The sequence below is a fragment of the Amycolatopsis sp. MJM2582 genome, assembly GCF_000754115.1.
Lineage (GTDB): Bacteria > Actinomycetota > Actinomycetes > Mycobacteriales > Pseudonocardiaceae > Amycolatopsis > Amycolatopsis japonica.
The window spans coordinates 1,744,123-1,761,607 of the sequence record NZ_JPLW01000001.1 but is presented as its reverse complement, the minus strand read 5'-3'; the positions used below and the strand labels follow the sequence as shown (position 1 = coordinate 1,761,607).

At 68.4% G+C, this 17,485-nt stretch carries 19 protein-coding genes and 1 tRNA gene; 10 read left to right on the top strand and 10 right to left on the bottom strand.

Going from position 1 to position 17,485, the window contains the following annotated elements; genetic code table 11:
- Positions 1-8 precede the first annotated feature (8 nt).
- Positions 9-170: a DUF4177 domain-containing protein gene (locus ED92_RS42415; protein ID WP_005166970.1), complete on the bottom strand. Its 162-nt coding sequence runs from the start codon at positions 168-170 to the stop codon at positions 9-11.
- Between the two features lie 129 nt (positions 171-299).
- Between ED92_RS42415 and ED92_RS08670 the strand changes: the two genes are divergently transcribed.
- From ED92_RS08670 to ED92_RS08655, 4 genes are all read left to right on the top strand, one after another.
- The gene (locus tag ED92_RS08670; protein ID WP_037335028.1) at positions 300-1,244 is read left to right on the top strand and encodes a triacylglycerol lipase; all 945 of its coding nucleotides are present in this window, start codon (positions 300-302) and stop codon (positions 1,242-1,244) included.
- A gap of 74 nt (positions 1,245-1,318) precedes the next feature.
- A complete protein-coding gene (locus ED92_RS08665; protein ID WP_037335026.1) occupies positions 1,319-1,567 on the top strand; it encodes a hypothetical protein in 249 nt (82 codons plus the stop codon).
- Between the two features lie 22 nt (positions 1,568-1,589).
- Positions 1,590-2,594, top strand: a complete 1,005-nt coding sequence (locus ED92_RS08660) for an ArsA-related P-loop ATPase (protein WP_037336235.1) — start codon at positions 1,590-1,592, stop codon at positions 2,592-2,594.
- Entirely contained in the window at positions 2,594-3,724 is a 1,131-nt protein-coding gene (locus ED92_RS08655; protein WP_037335024.1) for an ArsA family ATPase, read from the top strand. Before ED92_RS08660 ends, ED92_RS08655 begins: the two co-directional genes overlap by 1 nt.
- Before the next feature lie 65 nt (positions 3,725-3,789).
- Here the strand turns inward: ED92_RS08655 and ED92_RS08650 are convergent, their stop codons facing one another.
- Positions 3,790-4,107 carry a WhiB family transcriptional regulator gene (locus ED92_RS08650; RefSeq protein ID WP_005166974.1) on the bottom strand — a complete coding sequence of 106 codons (318 nt, stop codon included), beginning with the start codon at positions 4,105-4,107 and terminating at the stop codon, positions 3,790-3,792.
- 350 nt (positions 4,108-4,457) lie between these two features.
- Here ED92_RS08650 and ED92_RS08645 point away from each other — a divergent pair, with 350 nt between their 5' ends.
- The 4 genes from ED92_RS08645 (at position 4,458) to ED92_RS08630 (ending at position 8,317) form a co-directional block, all read left to right on the top strand.
- Positions 4,458-6,629, top strand: coding sequence for a transglycosylase domain-containing protein (locus ED92_RS08645; RefSeq protein WP_152610840.1), 2,172 nt, complete (start codon positions 4,458-4,460; stop codon positions 6,627-6,629).
- A gap of 67 nt (positions 6,630-6,696) precedes the next feature.
- Positions 6,697-7,011, top strand: a complete 315-nt coding sequence (locus tag ED92_RS08640) for a hypothetical protein (RefSeq protein WP_037335021.1) — start codon at positions 6,697-6,699, stop codon at positions 7,009-7,011.
- A 277-nt stretch (positions 7,012-7,288) separates the two neighbouring features.
- Positions 7,289-8,215 (top strand): metallophosphoesterase, encoded by a 927-nt coding sequence (locus ED92_RS08635; protein WP_198941694.1) that lies wholly within the window; start codon positions 7,289-7,291, stop codon positions 8,213-8,215.
- 28 nt (positions 8,216-8,243) lie between these two features.
- Positions 8,244-8,317 (top strand) — tRNA-Pro (locus ED92_RS08630).
- 397 nt (positions 8,318-8,714) lie between these two features.
- On the opposite strand, the gene ED92_RS08625 is transcribed toward ED92_RS08630, so the two are convergent.
- Positions 8,715-9,395: a methyltransferase domain-containing protein gene (locus ED92_RS08625; RefSeq protein ID WP_037335017.1), complete on the bottom strand. Its 681-nt coding sequence runs from the start codon at positions 9,393-9,395 to the stop codon at positions 8,715-8,717.
- Between the two features lie 39 nt (positions 9,396-9,434).
- Between ED92_RS08625 and ED92_RS08620 the strand changes: the two genes are divergently transcribed.
- A complete protein-coding gene (locus ED92_RS08620; protein ID WP_037335015.1) occupies positions 9,435-11,279 on the top strand; it encodes a prolyl oligopeptidase family serine peptidase in 1,845 nt (614 codons plus the stop codon).
- 14 nt (positions 11,280-11,293) lie between these two features.
- Here the strand turns inward: ED92_RS08620 and ED92_RS08615 are convergent, their stop codons facing one another.
- The 6 genes from ED92_RS08615 to ED92_RS08590 form a co-directional block, all read right to left on the bottom strand.
- The gene (locus ED92_RS08615) at positions 11,294-11,479 is read right to left on the bottom strand and encodes a 2-hydroxymuconate tautomerase (RefSeq protein WP_037335012.1); all 186 of its coding nucleotides are present in this window, start codon (positions 11,477-11,479) and stop codon (positions 11,294-11,296) included.
- 10 nt (positions 11,480-11,489) lie between these two features.
- Positions 11,490-12,116 carry a TIGR03085 family metal-binding protein gene (locus ED92_RS08610; RefSeq protein ID WP_037335009.1) on the bottom strand — a complete coding sequence of 209 codons (627 nt, stop codon included), beginning with the start codon at positions 12,114-12,116 and terminating at the stop codon, positions 11,490-11,492.
- A 60-nt stretch (positions 12,117-12,176) separates the two neighbouring features.
- Positions 12,177-13,550, bottom strand: coding sequence for a glutamate decarboxylase (locus tag ED92_RS08605; RefSeq protein WP_037335007.1), 1,374 nt, complete (start codon positions 13,548-13,550; stop codon positions 12,177-12,179).
- Between the two features lie 126 nt (positions 13,551-13,676).
- Complete coding sequence (locus tag ED92_RS08600; protein ID WP_037335006.1) at positions 13,677-14,153, bottom strand: Dps family protein; 477 nt, start codon at positions 14,151-14,153, stop codon at positions 13,677-13,679.
- 58 nt (positions 14,154-14,211) lie between these two features.
- On the bottom strand, positions 14,212-14,634 hold the full coding sequence (locus ED92_RS08595; protein WP_037335004.1) for an organic hydroperoxide resistance protein: 423 nt from the start codon (positions 14,632-14,634) through the stop codon (positions 14,212-14,214).
- A gap of 138 nt (positions 14,635-14,772) precedes the next feature.
- On the bottom strand, positions 14,773-15,348 hold the full coding sequence (locus ED92_RS08590; protein WP_037335002.1) for an NADPH-dependent FMN reductase: 576 nt from the start codon (positions 15,346-15,348) through the stop codon (positions 14,773-14,775).
- A 147-nt stretch (positions 15,349-15,495) separates the two neighbouring features.
- Here ED92_RS08590 and ED92_RS08585 point away from each other — a divergent pair, with 147 nt between their 5' ends.
- Complete coding sequence (locus tag ED92_RS08585; RefSeq protein ID WP_037335000.1) at positions 15,496-16,542, top strand: alpha/beta hydrolase; 1,047 nt, start codon at positions 15,496-15,498, stop codon at positions 16,540-16,542.
- Between the two features lie 105 nt (positions 16,543-16,647).
- Here ED92_RS08585 and ED92_RS08580 read toward each other — a convergent pair whose 3' ends face one another.
- Positions 16,648-17,178, bottom strand: coding sequence for a hypothetical protein (locus tag ED92_RS08580; protein WP_037334998.1), 531 nt, complete (start codon positions 17,176-17,178; stop codon positions 16,648-16,650).
- Between the last annotated feature and the right edge of the window lie 307 nt (positions 17,179-17,485).

The window sequence follows — 17,485 nt, the reverse complement described above, 5'->3', positions numbered from 1 at the left end:
TCAATCCCTCAGTTCTTCGCTCGTTTGAGGTAGGCGACGTGCTGCTCGCCGGTCGGGTTCGGGAGCACGGTGACGAGCTCCCAGCCGTCCTCGCCCCACTGGTCGAGGATCTGCTTGGTGGCGTGGATCAACAGGGGGACGGTCGCGTACTCCCACTTGGTGGCGCTCATGCCCGGGAGCGTAGCCAAACCGGCAAGGGCGCCCGACACACATGCGGAAAACCCTCTCGCGGACGGTTCGCCGAATTCCCGTCGATGTGGTTCACTTCACACCTACTCGGGAGTAGATAGGACGCCGACATGCGGACGACGAAGTCCCTCGCCGCCACCTTCCTGGCCGCGGCCCTTGCCCTGATCTGCGCTTCCCCCGCGACCGCCGACGAGGAACTCCCCGTCCCGTGGACGCTGGCCGCGGCACTGCCCGCGCAAGCGGCGAACCCCGGCGGCCCGCCACCCGGCGCGAACGACTTCGACTGCCGCCCGAGCGCGGCCCATCCGAACCCGGTGGTGCTCACCCACGGGCTCGGCGCCAACCAGACGGTGAACTGGCAGACGTTCGGCCCGCTTCTCAAGAACCAGGGGTACTGCGTCTTCTCCCTCACCTACGGCGTCCCCGGGGAACCGCTGCCGATCTACCAGCCCGGCGGGCTGCTGCCGATGGAGCAGAGCGCGAAGGAGCTTTCGGCGTTCATCGACAAGGTGCGCGGCGCGACCGGCGCGTCCAAGGTGGACATCCTCGGGCATTCCGAAGGCACGCTGATGCCTTCTTACTATGTGAAGTTCCTCGGCGGAGCGTCCAAAGTGGACAAGTACGTCAGCCTGACCCCGCTCTGGAACGGCACGACGCTGTTCGGTGCCTCGCATCTGTACGCGCTCGCGGGCGCGCTGGGGCTCGCGCCCGGCTTCAACGGCATCCTCGACCCGCTCTGCGGTTCGTGCCGCCAGTTCCTGCGCGGCTCGGAGTTCCTGACGAAGCTGCGGTCGGGCAACGGCGTCTTCCAGCCGGGCGTGACCTACACGAACATCATGACCCGGTACGACGAGGCCGTCGTCCCGTACACGAGCGGGATGGGCACCGGCCCGAACGTGAAGAACATCGTGCTGCAGGACAGCTGTCTGCTCGACCTGGCCGAGCACGCCGGGGTCGCCGCGGACCGCAACGCCGCCGGGCACGTCCTCAACGCGCTGGACCCGGCGCACGCGAAGCCGGTCCCCTGCGTGCCCGCGACCCCCGTCGGAAGCTGATCGGTCCGGTGGGTCGTGAGTGGCGATTCGGGTTCTAACCCGAATCGCCACTCACGACGCTAACGTGAGATCCCGTGGAGACCTGGCGTGTGGTCGCGACCGTCCTGCTCGCCGCGGCCGGGCTGCCGCTGGTGCTGGTCCTGATGGCCAAGGCACGGGACCGCACGGGCCGCTCGGCGACGGTCGCGAGCACCGGCGCGGTCGCCCTCGTGGCGCTCCTGTTGCTCGGTGTGGTGATGCTCACGGTGCTGCCCGGCGTCCTGACCTGGTGCGTCGTGGGATTGGTCGTGGCCGCGCTCGGCGTCATGATGCTGGCGAGCTGATCGCTCAATTAGGGTGGGACCGGTGAGCACACCCCTTGCCGGCTGGACCGACGAACTCGCGAGAGCCAGGCTGCATTTCGTCACCGGTAAGGGCGGGACGGGCAAGACCACGCTCGCCGCCTCGCTGGGCCTCGCCCTCGCCAAGGGCGGGCGCCGAGTGCTGCTGATCGAGGTCGAAGGCCGCCAGGGCATCGCCCAGCTCTTCGACACCGAGCCGCTCCCGTACGCCGAGCAGCGCATCGCGGCCGTCCCCGGCGGCGGCGAACTGCGCGCCCTGCACATCGACGTCGAGGCCGCGCTGCTCGAATACTTCGAGATGTTCTACAACCTCGGCTTCGCGGGGCGGACGCTGCGGCGGATGGGCGCGATCGAGTTCGCGACCACGCTCGCGCCCGGCCTTCGCGACGTCCTGCTCACCGGGAAGATCAAGGAATGCGTCGGCCGCACCGAATCGGACGGCCGCCACACCTACGACGCCGTCGTCGTCGACTCGCCGCCCACCGGCCGGGTCGTGAAGTTCCTCGACGTCACCAAGGCCCTGACCGACCTCGCCAAAACCGGCCCGATCCGCGGCCAGGCCGACGGCGTCGTGCGGCTGCTGCACTCCGGTGAGACCGCGGTCCACCTGGTCACGCTGCTGGAAGAGATGCCGGTGCGGGAGACCGTCGAAGCGGTCGCCGAACTCGACGGCGCCGACCTGCGTCCCGGCGCCGTGCTGGTGAACCGGGTGCGCCCGCCGCGGCTGCCCGCCCGCTCGGTGAGTTCCGCCGCCGACGGCCGTGTCGACGCCTCGCGCGTCCGCGCCGGGCTCGCGTCGGCCGGTCTCGACCTGCCCGAAAGCACCCTCGACGCGCTCGTCGAGGAGACCGTCGAGCACGCCGTGCGGGTCGCGGCCGAGCAGCGCGCCCGCGAACAGCTGTCCGAGGCGGACCTGCCGGGCCTCGAACTGCCGGATCTGACCGACGGCGTCGACGTCGCGGCGCTCTACGACCTCGCCGAAGCGCTGACCGAGCAGGGGGTGCGCTGATGTCGGACATCCTGGAGGTCGACAAGCTGATCGACGATCCGGAGAGCCGGGTCATCGTGTGCTGCGGCTCCGGCGGGGTCGGCAAGACGACCACCGCGGCGGCGCTCGCGTTGCGTGCGGCCGAACGCGGGCGGCAGACGGTGGTGCTCACCATCGACCCGGCCCGGCGGCTGGCACAGGCGCTCGGTCTGCGCGAACTGGGCAATCACCCGAAGCAGGTGCAGGTCGAAGGTTTCGAGCCCAAGGGCGAGCTGTGGGCGATGATGCTCGACATGCGCCGCACCTTCGACGACATGGTGCGCGTCCACGCCGGCCCTGAACGCGCCGAGCAGCTGCTGCAGAACCCCTTCTACCAGACCATTTCCACGTCGTTCTCCGGCACGCAGGAGTACATGGCGATGGAGAAGCTGGGGCAGCTCGCGGCAACCGACGAATGGGATCTGATCATCGTCGACACGCCGCCGAGCCGGTCCGCGCTGGACTTCCTCGACGCGCCGACACGGCTTTCGAGCGCACTCGACGGCCGCATGATCCGGCTGCTCACCGGTCCGGCCAAGGCGGGCGGCTGGGGCCTGCGCAAGGTCGTCAACGCCGGGTTCTCGATGTTCGCGAAGGCCGTCTCGACGATCATCGGCGGCCAGCTGCTGACGGACGCTTCGGCGTTCATGCAGGCCTTCGACAGCATGTTCGGCGGTTTCCGCGAACGCGCGCGCAAAACCTCCGAGCTGCTGCGGTCCGGCGGCACTTCGTTCCTCGTGGTGGCCGCGCCTGAGCCGGACGCGCTGCGCGAGGCGTCCTATTTCGTGGAGCGGCTTTCGGAGGAGAGCATGCCGCTCGCCGGGCTGGTCGCGAACCGGACGCATCCGGTGCTTGCCCCGCTCTCCAGTGCCGAAGCCGTCGCGGCCGCCGAACAGCTCGCGAAGGGCGAGACCAGCGCTCCGCTGGCCGAAGCCGTCCTTCGCCTGCACGCGGACCGGGTCGCGCTGGCCGATCGAGAGACGCGGCTGCTCGCCAGGTTCACGCGGGCGCATCCCGAGGTCCCGCTGGTGCGGGTGCCCGCGCTCCCCAGCGACGTGCACGATCTCGCAGGCCTGCGCGACATCGGAACCAGGCTCGCCACCCAGTCCTGAGTCTTTCGTGAAGGACCCCTTCCCTACCTTGGACTCAGGGAAGGGGCCTTTTCACGGAACCACGATCACGAGACTCGGACGCGCACGTCTTCCTCTTCGTCGATCCCGGTGAAACTGCGCTTCGCCGCTTCAAGCAGGTCCGCCCAGCTGGAAACGTCCGGCCGCCGCCGCAGCAGCGCCCGCCGTTCCCGTTCGGTCATACCTCCCCAGATACCGAAGTTGATCCGGCCATCGAGCGCTTCGGCGAGGCATTCCGTCCTGACCGGGCAACCGAGGCAGACCGCCTTGGCCCGGTTCTGTTCCGCCCCCCGGACGAACAACCCGTCCGGATCGGTGTCGCGGCACGACGCATTGACTCGCCAGCTCGACTGGTTGGTTTCCATACCCCCAGCTCCCTACCCTGGTGTTCGACACACCACGGGGGGACGAAAAGCCTGCGCTCCTGCCCCCATGAGCGTGTCTCCCTGTGTGCTCACGTCGGTTGAGCCGACACCTCCCCGGTGCCGGTGCCTCCGTTCGGCCGAATGCGACTGCCGCTCGCACTCACCCGTCTGTCGGCTTTTTCATACGTGAGACGTTGACGGACTGTAAGGGCCCTCGGTTCCCTCCGCCAAGCCCTAGAATGCCTCCGACTACCGGCCGTCACCTCATGGGGTCGATTTCGTAACCGAATCCACACTTTCAGCTAGGTGACGTCACGGTGGGCTAACGGCATCCGCGTACCCTGGTCCGCGTGCGCAAAACGGACGGTCTGCTGAAGCTCATTGGCCTTTGTGTGCTCGCGGGGGTGCTGGTCGCGGGGATGTTGTTCCCGGTGGCGGGTGCCGCGGGGGTGCTGTCGAACCAGGCGAGCGAGACCGTCGACAAGACATCTTCGGACCTAGCGGACATCCCGCCGCCGTTGGTGACGACGATCACGGACAACACCGGCAAGCAGATCGCGACGCTGTACAAGCAGTACCGCATCCCGACCACCGAGACGCAGATCAACGACGCCATGAAGTGGGCGCTGATCTCCGTGGAGGACAAGCGCTTCTACGAGCACAACGGGGTGGACTGGAAGGGCACGCTGCGCGCGGCGGTCAGCAACAGCACCGGCGGGGACACGCAGGGCGCGTCGACGCTGACCCAGCAGTACGTCAAGAACTACTTGATCAACGTCGTCTACCGGGACGACAAGCCGGGCCAGAAGCGCGCACAGGAGCAGTCGGTCGCCCGGAAGCTGAAGGAAGCCCGCATCGCGATCCAGCTGGAAACCAAGCTGAACAAGATGCAGATCCTGACCGGCTACCTGAACGTCGTCGAGTTCTCGCGTGAGATCTACGGCGTCGGCGCGGCCGCGAACGCGTACTTCAACACGCCCGTCGAGAAGCTCACGGTGCCGCAGGCGGCGTTGCTGGCCGGTCTGGTGAACAACCCGGCCGTCAACGACCCGTGGAAGAGCCCGGCGAAGGCGACCGAACGGCGAAACCTGGTGCTGGACCGCATGGTCGACAACCAGAAGCTCGCGAAGGTGGACGCGGAACGGTTCAAGGCCGAGCCGCTCGGCGTCGTCGAAGGCGGCCCGCAGAAGCCCGCGTCGAACTGCGTCGGCGCCGGCACGGAGAACGGTTTCTTCTGCCAGTACGTTGAGGACTATCTCCTCAAATCCGGGATGACGAAGGACGATCTCTACACCGGCGGCTACCGGATTCAGACCACTTTGGACGAACGGGCGAACCACGAGGCCAAGATGTCGGCCGAGGCCCAGGTCAAGAAGACGCAGGACAACGTCGCGAACACGCTTTCCTTGGTGAAGCCGGGCAAACAGCGGCACGAGGTCGTCGCGCTGGCGGCGAACCGTGACTACGGATTGCACGAAGATCAGGGACAGACGACGTTCGCGTTGCCCTCCGGCGTCTACAACACCGGTGGCGCGGGATCGGCGTACAAGACCTTCACCGCGGCCGCGGCTTTGGAAGCCGGTGTGGCGGGGATCAACAGTCCCCTTCCGGTGACCGACTTCTACACCTCCCGCGTGTTCGCCGGTGGTGGCCCCAAGTGCGCTCCGACCGGGCCGCCGTTGCGCTCCCGCTGGTACTGCCTCGGCAACGCGGGCGACTACAACCCGGCGGGCGGGCAGATGTCGATGCAGCAGGCGCTGGCGACTTCGCCGAACACCGCGTTCGTGGCCCTCGAGGAGAAGGTCGGGAGTACGGGGCCGATCGTGGAGATGGCGCGCAAACTCGGGATGCGCGACACCATGGCCAGCAACCTCGGCGGTGGCGCCGTGGATCCGAAGTCCGACAACCCCGGTGCCAACACCAGTCAGCTGCAGGCGTTCGGTCCGCGACCCGGCTGGGCCGGAAACGCCTCGTTCACCCTCGGCCCGGCTCCGCTGAGCGGACTGGAACTGGCGAACGTCGGCGCCACGATCATGAGCGGTGGCGTCTGGTGCCCGCCGACCCCGCTGTCCGGTGTCACCGACCGGGACGGAAAGCCGGTGCCCGTCAAGGAAGCCGCTTGCGAGCAGGTGGTGCCCGAAGGCCTCGCCAACACCCTCGCGGTCGGCATGAGCAGGGACAGCCAGCCCGGTGGGACGTCGTTCGGCGCCGCGAACGGTGTCGGCTGGAACCGTCCGGTGATGGGCAAGACCGGGACCACGCAGAACAACGGCTCGGGCACCTACCTGGGGGCCACCCCGCAGCTCGCGGGCGCGGCGATGGTGTTCCGTCCGAAGGGCGGAAACGGTGGCCTCTGCTACTTCGGGCCCGGCAATGTACGCACAGGAGGCTGCAACCCGAACATGTTCGGCGGGAAGACGCCGGCGCAGACCTGGTTCGGGGCGATGTCGAAGATCCTCGAAGGCCAGGAAGCGCTGCCGTTGCCGGCTCCGGACCCGAAGTACATGGGCGGCGGACGCTGACTCCCGCCTGACATGCCGAGGCCTGCGCCGGTCGGCCTTCGCCGACAGCCGGAGCGAAGGGGTTGATGTGACCGGAGCATTCCTCGTCTACATTCCCGCGTTCGTCGTGTCCATCTACCTCGCCAGCCGGCCATACCCGACGCGGCGAACCAAGCTCTTCGCTTTATCGGCTCATTTGCTTGTATCCGCCGCTTTGGTGACGGGGCTGACCCTGGCAACGGTCAGCCCCAAGGAACCCGGCATCGTCGGACTGTGGTCAGCGATCCTCGGCCCCGGCGCGGTCATCGCCCTGTGCCGCCTCGTTGTCGTACTGTGGCACCGGCCGGCCGGTGCCACAGGCGAGCAGACAGGTACGCCACCGAAAAACGATCAGCAGCGCTGAAGCCGTATTCACCAGCGCAAATCACGATGTGTCACGTCATTCTAACTTTGAGTGACCACCTGGCGGCCTAACGGGGAACAGCGGTCGACGAGACCATGTCGGTTGATCGCGACACTCCGCGCCGACCACGGAAGGTGAAGAAAAGAGGCCATTCCAGCGATTTACCGAGATCGCCGGAATGGGGGCGGACGATCACCACCGCAGAGCACGTAAACTGGACATTGTGAGCACGCTCAGTAACAAAAGCACTTCGGGGGCGACGGTACGGCGCTTGGCCGTGGGAACCGTCGCCCTGGGTGCCGCGACCCTCGGTTACGCGGTCGGTATCGAAAGGCGCCGGTGGACGCTTCGCACCGCGGAGCTCCCGGTCCTCGCGGCAGGGGCGAAGCCCTTCACGATCCTCCACATCTCCGATCTGCACATGCTGCCCGGCCACGTGAGCAAACAACGCTGGGTAGCGGCGCTCGACGAACTCGAACCGGACCTCGTCGTCAACACCGGTGACAACCTGTCACATCACCAGGCCGTCCCGTCCGTGCTGCGCGCACTCGGCCCCTTGCTGGACCGGCCCGGCGTGTTCATCTTCGGCAGCAACGACTACTACGCGCCGAAACCGAAGAACCCCGCCCGCTACCTCATGCCGAAGGGCAAGAAGAAGCGCATCCACGGCGAGCACCTGCCGTGGCGCGACCTCCGCGCGGCGTTCGTCGAGCACGGGTGGAACGACCTCACCCACGTCCGGCGCACCATCGAGGTGGCCGACCAGTACGTGTTCACCGCGGGCGTCGACGACGCGCACCTTCACCGCGACCGCTACGCCGACATCGCGGGCCCCGTGGACACCGCGGCGGCCGTCCGCATCGGCGTCACGCACTCGCCGGAGCCCCGCGTGCTCGACGAGTTCGCCGGCGACGGTTACGACCTCGTCCTCGCGGGCCACACGCACGGCGGGCAGCTCCGCGTCCCCGGCTACGGCGCGCTCGTCACCAACTGCGAACTGGACCGCACCCGCGCCCGCGGCGCGTCCCGCTGGGGCGCCCAGATGTGGCTGCACGTCTCCGCCGGACTGGGCACCTCTCCGTACGCTCCGGCCCGCTTCGCGTGCCCGCCCGAGGCGAGCCTGCTGACCCTCGTCCCACGCGGCACGACCAGCGAGAACCACCGGAAAGCAGCCCCCCGCAAAGCCCGAAACACCGTCCGCTAAACTTCTCCTCGACCCGCTAAGAAGTATCCGGGGTGTGGCGCAGCTTGGTAGCGTGCCTCGTTCGGGTCGAGGAGGTCGTGGGTTCGAATCCCGCCACCCCGACGCAAGATCGAAAGAGCCTTGCTCGCTTTCGCGAGCAAGGCTCTTTCGCGTTGCGGGCTTCCGCAGGGCTGACGCCGGATGCCCCCGTGTGACATGGGAAACGTGTCCTGAAGGCCACCTTCAGGACACCCAACGTCCCAAAGGCCCCCTTCAGGACAGGCCCCCTCCGACGCGCTCCCCAACACAGGACCCCCGCGCAGCCCCCGCCACTCCCAGGGGGGGCGACCCCGGCTCCAGCGTATCGCCGAGGGGCGTCGGGACTGGACGAAAGGGCCGCCGGCGGCGGTGGTTGTCCACAACGATGAACGCCTGTGGACAACGAGCGTTGAGCGCGCCCAATGTGGCATTGGGGACACTCAACGTCCCCAATGCCACATTGGGGACGCCGCAAGAGCGCTCAGCGGGTCGCGAGCAACTCGGTCCAGCACTGCGCGAAATCCCCGTCCCCCGAGCGCGCCCACGACCAAGCCGAGCGGGCGGCCGACGCGAGCTGGTCGCGGTCCGGGGTCGTCGCGGTTTCCAGCGCCGTCACCAGCCGCGCCTCCACGGACGTCGCCAGCGCGCGGTAAGTCGTGTCCGTGCGGTAGCGGGTTTTCGTTCGTACGTCGGTGAAACCGGCGGCCGCGACCGCCGCGGGCAGCGAGCGCCCGGCGAACGGGTCGCCGCCCGCGCGGCGCCACAGCAGGTAGTGGCCACGAAGGGCGGCGTCGACATTCGCCGTCTTCGGCCGCAGACGCGCCCGGCTCCAGTCCGATGTGGACAGTGCGAGGGTGCCGCCCGGTTTGAGGACGCGACGGAACTCCGCGAGCGCGGCACCCGGCTCCCTCAGGTATTCGAAGACGGCGTGTGCGAAGAGCACGTCCACCGAATCCTCGGCGAACGGCAACGCGCACGCCTCCGCCACCAAGAAGTCCACTGTGGACTTTCTGTGTCCGTTGCCGATACCGAGGGTGATCGAACCCGGCCCGCAGCCGACGTCGACGCACCCCATCCCCGGCCCGAACAGCGGTTGCGCGAACACGGCCCGTTCGACCGCCTGACGCGCGGACCGCGCGCGTGGCGCGTTTCCCTCCAGCACCCCGCACACAGTACGGCTCCCGAGTGGCAGGATCGAGGGGTGAGCACGCAGTCAGGCACTGAATATCCGTCCGCGGCGGTCCCGGACCGCCTGTTCGACGACGCCGAAGCCGAGACGAGGTGGCGGGCCCGCTTCCACGCGCCGCGGATCTCGGTCCCCGAGTGGGCCATCGACGCCCCCGACGCCAACGTCTACGTCTCCAACGCCAGCGGCGTCTGGGAGGTCTATTCCTGGGACCGGTCGACCGGCGAGCACCGCCGCGTCACCGACCGGCCGAACGGCACCATGCACGCCACCCCGTCCCCCGACGGCCGCTGGATCTGGTGGTTCAACGACACCGACGGCGACGAATTCGGTTCCTGGGTCCGCGAACCGTTCGTACCGGGCGCCGCCGCCGAGCGCGCGGTGCCGGACGTCCACGACGGCTACCCCGCCGGGCTCGAGATCGGCACACGGGTGATCGCGGTCGGCGTCTCGACCGACGACGGCAGCGAACTCTTCGCCCATATCGACGGCGAGACCACCAGCTTCTACAAGCACGAAGACGACGCCGGGATCGCCTCCCTGTCCCGCGACGAGTCGCTCCTCGCGATCTCCCACTCCGAACACGGTGATTCGCGCCACCCCGCGCTGCGTGTCCTGTCGACCGACGGGTTCACGACGATCGCCGACAAATGGGACGGCGAGGGCAAAGGCCTCGGCGCGCTCGAGTACTCGCCGGTCGCCGGCGATCAGCGGTTGCTGGTGCTGCACGAGCGGCGCGGCCGCGAAGAGCTCCTGATCTGGGACACCGCCGCGGACACCGAGCAGGAGATCGAGCTGGATCTGCCCGGCGAGGTGGTCGCGGGCTGGTATCCCGACGCGACGGCATTGCTGGTCGTGCACTTCCACCAAGGCCGCAGTTCCCTGCACCGGTACGACCTCGCGACCGGCGAACTGTCCTCTTTGGACACGCCGCCCGGCCGCATCGGCGGCGCGGGCGTGCGGCCCGACGGCACGGTCGAGTACTCGTGGTCCAGTGCCGCGCAGCCGACGGCGGTGCGCGCGCGGACCGCGGACGGTGAGGACTCCGTGCTCCTCGAACCGCCGGGTGAGCGCGCCCCGGAGTCTTCCCCGGTCACCGACGCGTTCGTCGACGGGATCGGCGGGCAGATCCACGCGCTGGTCTCGCGTCCGGCCGACGCGCCCGAAGGTCCGCTGCCGACGGTCTTCTCCCTGCACGGCGGGCCGCATTCGGCCGACGAGGACCGCTTCTCCGCGTACCGCGCCGTCTGGCTCGACGCCGGATTCGCCGTCGTCGAGGTCAACTACCGCGGCTCGACCGGGTACGGCTCGGCCTGGCGCGACGCCATCGAAGGCCGTCCCGGCCTGACCGAACTCGAAGACGTCGCAGCCGTGCACGACTGGGCGGTCCAAAGTGGACTCTCAGATCCGGAGAAGTGCGTGGTGAACGGCGCTTCGTGGGGTGGCTACCTGAGCCTGCTGGCGCTGGGCACCCAGCCCGCGCGCTGGGCGGCGGGGATCGCCGGGGTGCCGGTGGCCGACTACGTCGCCGCGTACGAGGACGAGATGGAGCAGCTCCGGTCGTTCGACCGGGCGCTGTTCGGCGGTTCGCCGGAGACGGTGCCGGCGGTGTACCGGGAATGCTCGCCGATCACCTACGTCGAGGCCGTGACGGCGCCGGTGCTGGTGCTCGCCGGGGACAACGACCCGCGCTGCCCGATCCGGCAGGTCGAGAACTACCTCGACCGGCTCGCGAAACGGGAGATCCCGTTCGAGTTCTACCGGTTCGACGCCGGCCACGGTTCGCTGGTGATCGCCGAGACGATCAAGCAGACCGCGATCGAGGTGTTCTTCGCGCAGCGGGCGGTCGGGCTTCGCTGACCCCGGCCAACGGGTCAGCGATCGGAGAAGAGAGTCCCGCCGGACGCCCAGTGTTCGGCGGGAATCTCGTTGATGGTCACCCAGACGCCTTCGGGGTTTCCGCCGCAGGTGCGGACGAAGGCGTCGGTCACCTCGCGCACGAGGGCCTGCTTCTGCTCGGCCGTGCGGCCGGGGAACATCGAAACATTGATCATCGGCATGGCCGGAACTCTAAAGCCCGCGGTCGTGTTTCCGCAGACGGTCGACGGCGTAGGCGTCGCCTTCGAAGGTGATCCGGGCCGCGTCACGGCCGAAGACGAACAGCAGCAGCTCGATCGGCGCGCCGATCACGGTCACCGTGTCCGGGCCTTCCTTCACCCGCGCTTCGCGGCCTTCGGGGGTCTTCAGGATCACGCCGACCGGTGATTTCCGCAGGTTCAGCTTCGAGGCCTGCTTCGCGGACTTCCAGGCCGCCGCGTCCCGCGCGGAGTCCGCCGGACGCGGCTCCCAGCCGGGCTGCCCCCGGCGGACGTCCTCGTGGTGGATCAGGAACTCCGCGCTGTTCGCCAGCTCGTCGACCGCGCCGATCGACGTCGGCCAGTACCAGGCGGGGCCGGACCGGACCTTGCCGACGACCTCGGACCACGGCCGTGCGGCGTAGGAGTCCTGCACCCGCTGCGTGTACGAGGCGAGCGCGGGCACCAGGATGCCGGGCGCCGCGTCGGGCCGCCGCTCGCGGACCAGCAGATGGGCCGCGAGGTCCCGCGTCTTCCAGCCCGTGCACAGGGTCGGCGCGTCCGGGCCGACCTCTTCGAAAAGCTCGCTCAACGCACGACGTTCGTCTCCGGCGACTCCCATACCCCGACGTTACGCGCCGGTAGGGCCCGGGGAAATCCGGCGTGACGCAGGGCACCCGGCTCAGTGATGGAACGCGGTCCGCCGTCGCGGGCCGTGATCGAGCTCGGGCAGCAGGCGGCGGAGATCCGCGAGCAGGAGATCGGCGAGGTCGTGGGTGAAACCGTTGCGCACCACGATCCTCAGTACCGCGAGATCGGTCCGGTTCTCCGGGAACGTGTACGCCGGGACGAGCCAGCCACGCTCGCGAAGCCGCCGTGACACGTCGAAGACGTCGAAGCCCTCGACGTCCGGCTTCGTCGTGAAGGCGAACACGGGCAGCTGATCGCCGCGGGTCAGGAGCCGGAACGGGCCCAGTTCGGCGATCCCGTCCGCCAGCTGGGTCGCGACGTCACGCGAAGCCTGTTGCACCGCACGGAAACCTTCGCGGCCGAGCCGGACGAACGTGTAGTACTGCGCGGCCACCTCGGCGCCGGGACGGGAGAAGTTCAGCGCGAAAGTCGGCATGTCGCCACCGAGGTAGTTGACGTTGAAGACGAGCTCCTCCGGCAACGCGTCCTTGTCGCGCCACAGCACCCAGCCGACGCCGGGGTAGACGAGCCCGTACTTGTGCCCGGAGGTGTTGATCGACGCCACCCTCGGCAGGCGGAAGTCCCAGCTCAGCTCAGGGTCGAGGAAGGGCGCGATCATCGCGCCCGAAGCGCCGTCGACGTGCACGGGGATGTCCCAGCCGGAGCGTTCCGCCAGGCCGTCGAGCGCGGCGGCGATCTCGGCGACCGGCTCGTAGCTGCCGTCGAAAGTGGACCCGAGGATCGCGACGACGCCGATCGTGTTCTCGTCGCAGCGGGCGATCGCCTCGTCGGCGGTGAGATGGAACCGGTCGCCGTCCATCGGCACCAGCCGCGGCTCGACCTCCCAGTACTCGCAGAACTTCTCCCAGCAGACCTGGACGTTCGCGCCCATCACCAGATTCGGCTTGCCGGTGCGGCCCAGCTTCGACCAGCGGCGCTTCAGCGCCATGCCGGCGAGCATGCAGGCTTCCGACGAACCGGTGGTGGAGCAGCCCATGATCGCGGTGGGATCGGGCGCGTGCCACAGATCGGCGAGGATGTTCACGCAGCGCCGCTCGAGTTCCGCGGTCTGCGGGTACTCGTCCTTGTCGATCATGTTCTTGTCGACGCATTCGGCCATCAACTCGCGGGCCTGCGGTTCCATCCACGTGGTGACGAACGTGGCGAGATTGAGCCGGGCGTTCCCGTCGAGCATCAGCTCGTCGCGCACCAGCTGGAGCGCGGTGTCGGGCGGGAGCGGGTCTTCGGCGAGGCTGTCGTGCGGGAGACGGATGTTCGCGGCGAGCGCGGGATACGCGCCGGCGTACAGCGGGTTGGCCCCGGTCTTGCGGTCCGGATCGGACGCGGTTCCCTTGTGCAGCACCATGATCTGAACTTATCCCCGCAGGCGGGAGAGGGCACTTCGGTCAGCCCCCAAATGTCAGGAAAGGGCCGTTCAGGACGTTTTTCGTCCTGAACGACCCTTTCATGACATCCGCGGGACCGGAAGGGGTCAGGCCTGCTGCGCCTGCCACATCCAGTGCGCCTTTTCGAGCTCCTGGGTGATCGCGATGAGCAGGTCCTGGGTGACCAGGTCGCTCTTGTCGGTCTCGTCGATGCGCTTGCGCAGCCGCTCGATCAGCGCGGCGAGGATGCCGACGATCGCGGCGACCGTGGATTCGACGGACTGCCAGTTGTCGGGATAGGCCGGCAGGCCGGAGCTCTCCACGACGGCCTTCGCCTGGCCGTTCGGCGAGACACCGATGGCGTTGGCGCGCTCGGCGACCTCGTCGACGTACTGGCGCGCGGTGTCGACCAGCTCGTCGAGCTGGAGGTGCACGCTGCGGAAGTTCGCGCCGACGACGTTCCAGTGGGCCTGCTTCGCGATCAGCGACAGGTCCACCAGATCGACCAGCGTGGCCTGCAAGGCGTTACCGGTGATCTCCTTGTCGGCTTCGCTCAACGGACTCTGGATCGGAGACTTGCCCATTTTTCGGTCTTCCTTTCAGAAATCAGTCGGTTCGGGAATGGACCTGCCGTGGACGGGATCAGACCGTCGCGGACAGGGCGACCTCGATGTTGCCGCGGGTCGCGTTCGAGTAGGGGCACACCTGGTGCGCCTGCTCGACGAGCTGATCGGCCTGCGCCTGCTCCAGGCCGGGCAGCGAAACCTTGAGCGCCACGCCGAGACCGAAGCCCACGTCCTGCTTGAGCACGCTGACCTCGGCGGTGACGGTGGAGCCGTCCAGCTTCACCTTCGCCTGGCGCGCGACGAGCTGCAACGCGGAGTGGAAACAGGCGGAATAGCCGGCGGCGAAGAGCTGCTCGGGGTTCGTCTTGTCCCCACCGGGCCCGCCCATCTCCTTCGGGATCGCCAGCGACTCGTCGATGACGCCGTCGGAGGAGGTGACCTCACCGTTGCGGCCGTCGCCGCGAGCGGTGGCCACAGCGGTGTACAGAGCCTCAGCCATTCTTCGCCTACCTTCTGGTCTCAAGACACGCCCCGTTGAGCGTCTCTTCGGTGTCAACGTCCCGCAACCGCGAAACCTTGCCACCCCATGGCAGGCATCACGTCCGGGAATTACCCGGACGACGACCGGAGCAAACGACTAGTGACCGGCGCGACTCAGCGCGAACTCGGCGACCTGGCTTCCGATCAGGCGGAGCGTGCGGACGCTCTTCTCGTCCGAGGCGCCGCCGGCTTCGTCGAACTTGGTCTCCGCGGTGTTGATCGAACCACCCAAAGGGGTGGCCCAGCCACGCAGTGCGTGCGTGATCGTGCGCAGTTGCTCCAGCGTGGTGACCGCGGCCTGCCAGCCGTAGGCGACGGCGGCGAGACCGACCGCCCGGCCGTCGAGATACGGGCGGGTGTCGTCGCGCAGGTCTTCGACGTAGTCCAGGGCGTTCTTGACCAGGCCGGACAGCGCCCCGTGGTAACCGGGCGAGACGACGACGATCCCGTCGGCACGGCGGACCGCTTCGACCAGCCGGGTGGCGCGCTCGTGCCGCTCGTCCAAGGCGGTGTCGTAGAACGGCAACACCAGTTCGGGCCCGGAGATCAGCTCCGTGGTGACCCCGGCCTCGGCCGCCGCGCCGAGGGCGATCCGCAGCGCGCGTTCGGATTGCGAGCCCTCCCGCAGAGAGCCGCCGATACCGAGGACATGCACCGAATTCGTCGAAGTCACGCTTTCGAGGCTAACCCCTCTACTTAAGTGGAGGACCAGGATCTGGAACGGAGGTCTGCGTCACACCCGTTCGCCGCAACGGGCCCGGTCCCGCTGGACGGCATACCTACTCGAAAGTAACCTGGCCGGAAGCCCCCAGGAGGAAGCATGGCGATACCGCTCCAGATCCGTGCCGAGGCCGCGTTTTCACAGCTGGCGTTCTGGCTCCCGAAGCCGGTCAGACGGGCCATCGCCGGGCCGCCGCTCCGCCTGGACGGTCAGGAACTGGCGTTGGACGCCCAGCTCCTGCTCCGCCTGCAGAAGCTGGCGAAGGCGTCGCTGGTGCGGGGAAGCGTCGAAGAGTCGCGCAGCATGCTCCTGGCCAGCAGGCATCTGGTGAGCGGGCCGACGATCGAGCCGGTCGCCACCAGGGAACTGCTCATCCCCACGGGTGACGGCGACGTGCCGGCCACGCTCTACACCCCGGCCGGGTTGCCGGATCCGTCCGGGCTGCTGGTGTTCTTCCACGGCGGGGGCTGGGTGGTCGGCAGCCGCGCCTCCCACGACAACAGCGTCCGCTACCTGGCGAAACAGGCGGGCGTGCGGGTTCTTTCGGTGGAATACCGGCTCGCGCCGGAGACGCGATTCCCCGGTGCCACCGAAGACGCGATCGCGGCGTTCGAGTACGCCTACGCGAAGGCGAGGGATCTCGGGGCCGATCCGGCACGCATCGCCGTCGGCGGCGACAGCGCGGGCGGGAACCTGGCGGCGGTGACGGCGCAGCAGGCGGTGAAACGCGGTGGCGGGATCCCGGCGTTCCAGCTGCTGTTCTATCCGGCGACCGATTTCACCGTGCGCCGCCGCTCCCGGGAATTGTTCGCGGAGGACCTGTTCCTCACCGATTCGGATATGTCCTGGTTCGAAGGACATTACGTGCCGAAGGGCACCGATCTGTACAACCCGAAACTCTCCCCGTTGCACGGCGACGTTTCCGGATTACCGCCCGCCTATATCGCGACGGCCGGATTCGACCCGTTGCGCGACGAGGGCGAGGCGTACGCGGAGAAATTGCGGAAGGCCGGGGTGCCGGTGGCGCTCAGCCGCCAGCCGGACCTGATCCACGGGTACCTCAACTTCCTCGGTGTCGGACGGCGGTTCCGCGAGGCGACGGCCGAGGCGGCGGGAGCGTTGCGGGTGGGCCTCGCGCCCCGGTGACGGCCAGAGCCCGAGTGAGGAGAAATGTCCCCACTCGGGCCCCGGCCCCCATTTCGTGGCCCGCCGCCCTGCACGGCGGAACCTGACGACAACTCCCTCGGTCTCCTAGGGCGTGGGAAGTGGTACCGGCGGTACCGGAAGCGGCGGGACGGGAAGTCCGCCGAGCAGGCCGGCGAGGATGCCGGTCACGGCCGTGAGCAGCGCTTTCACCAGGTCGCTGACGATCTTCAGCGGTCCGGGAAGGTCCGGCAGCGACGGGATCGGCACCGGCAGCGGCGGCAGCTGACGCGCCTTGGCGGTCGGGTCGGCCAGCAGCCTGCTGGACTCGACGGAGCGGCCCTGGGCCAGGTCGCCGAGCTTCTGTGTTTCGGTCTGGATCTGGTAGCGCTTGCCCGCGGCGATGTCACCGAGGACGGGGCTCAGCTTGTCCAAGTCCGCCCGCGTCTTGGCGACGTCACCGGCGTAGGCCACCTTGGTGAGGCCGTCCCGCATCTGCAGCACCTGCGCGGCGAGCGCCTGCGTGTTCGACGAACCCTTTCCACCATCGGTACCAGCCGTCGCGGCGCCGGCCGAGGCCACCGCCAACAGACTGCCGGTGGCGACCACGGCAATCATCCGGGCAATGTTGCCTTTCATTCCTTACCTCCTGGCCTCTGGGACCTGACGAGGTAAATCGATACCCGCCGTATCGGCCGAACACCACCCGATCACCGGTTGGAACACTTTTCTAACCCTTACGTGCCGGATTCATTCCCGGGGAAGACCCCCGCAATTGATTAACGTCGAAATCTTGTGCTTCCCCCTGAAGATCATCCTTTTCCCGCCGATTTATGACCACCTGTGACCGATCTCCACCGTGGAGCGGCTCGTTCACCCACAGCGGTGTAAACGGTGATCGTTTGGCTTCATCACTCCGTCGGACAGGCGTGTCGCACTGCTCCAC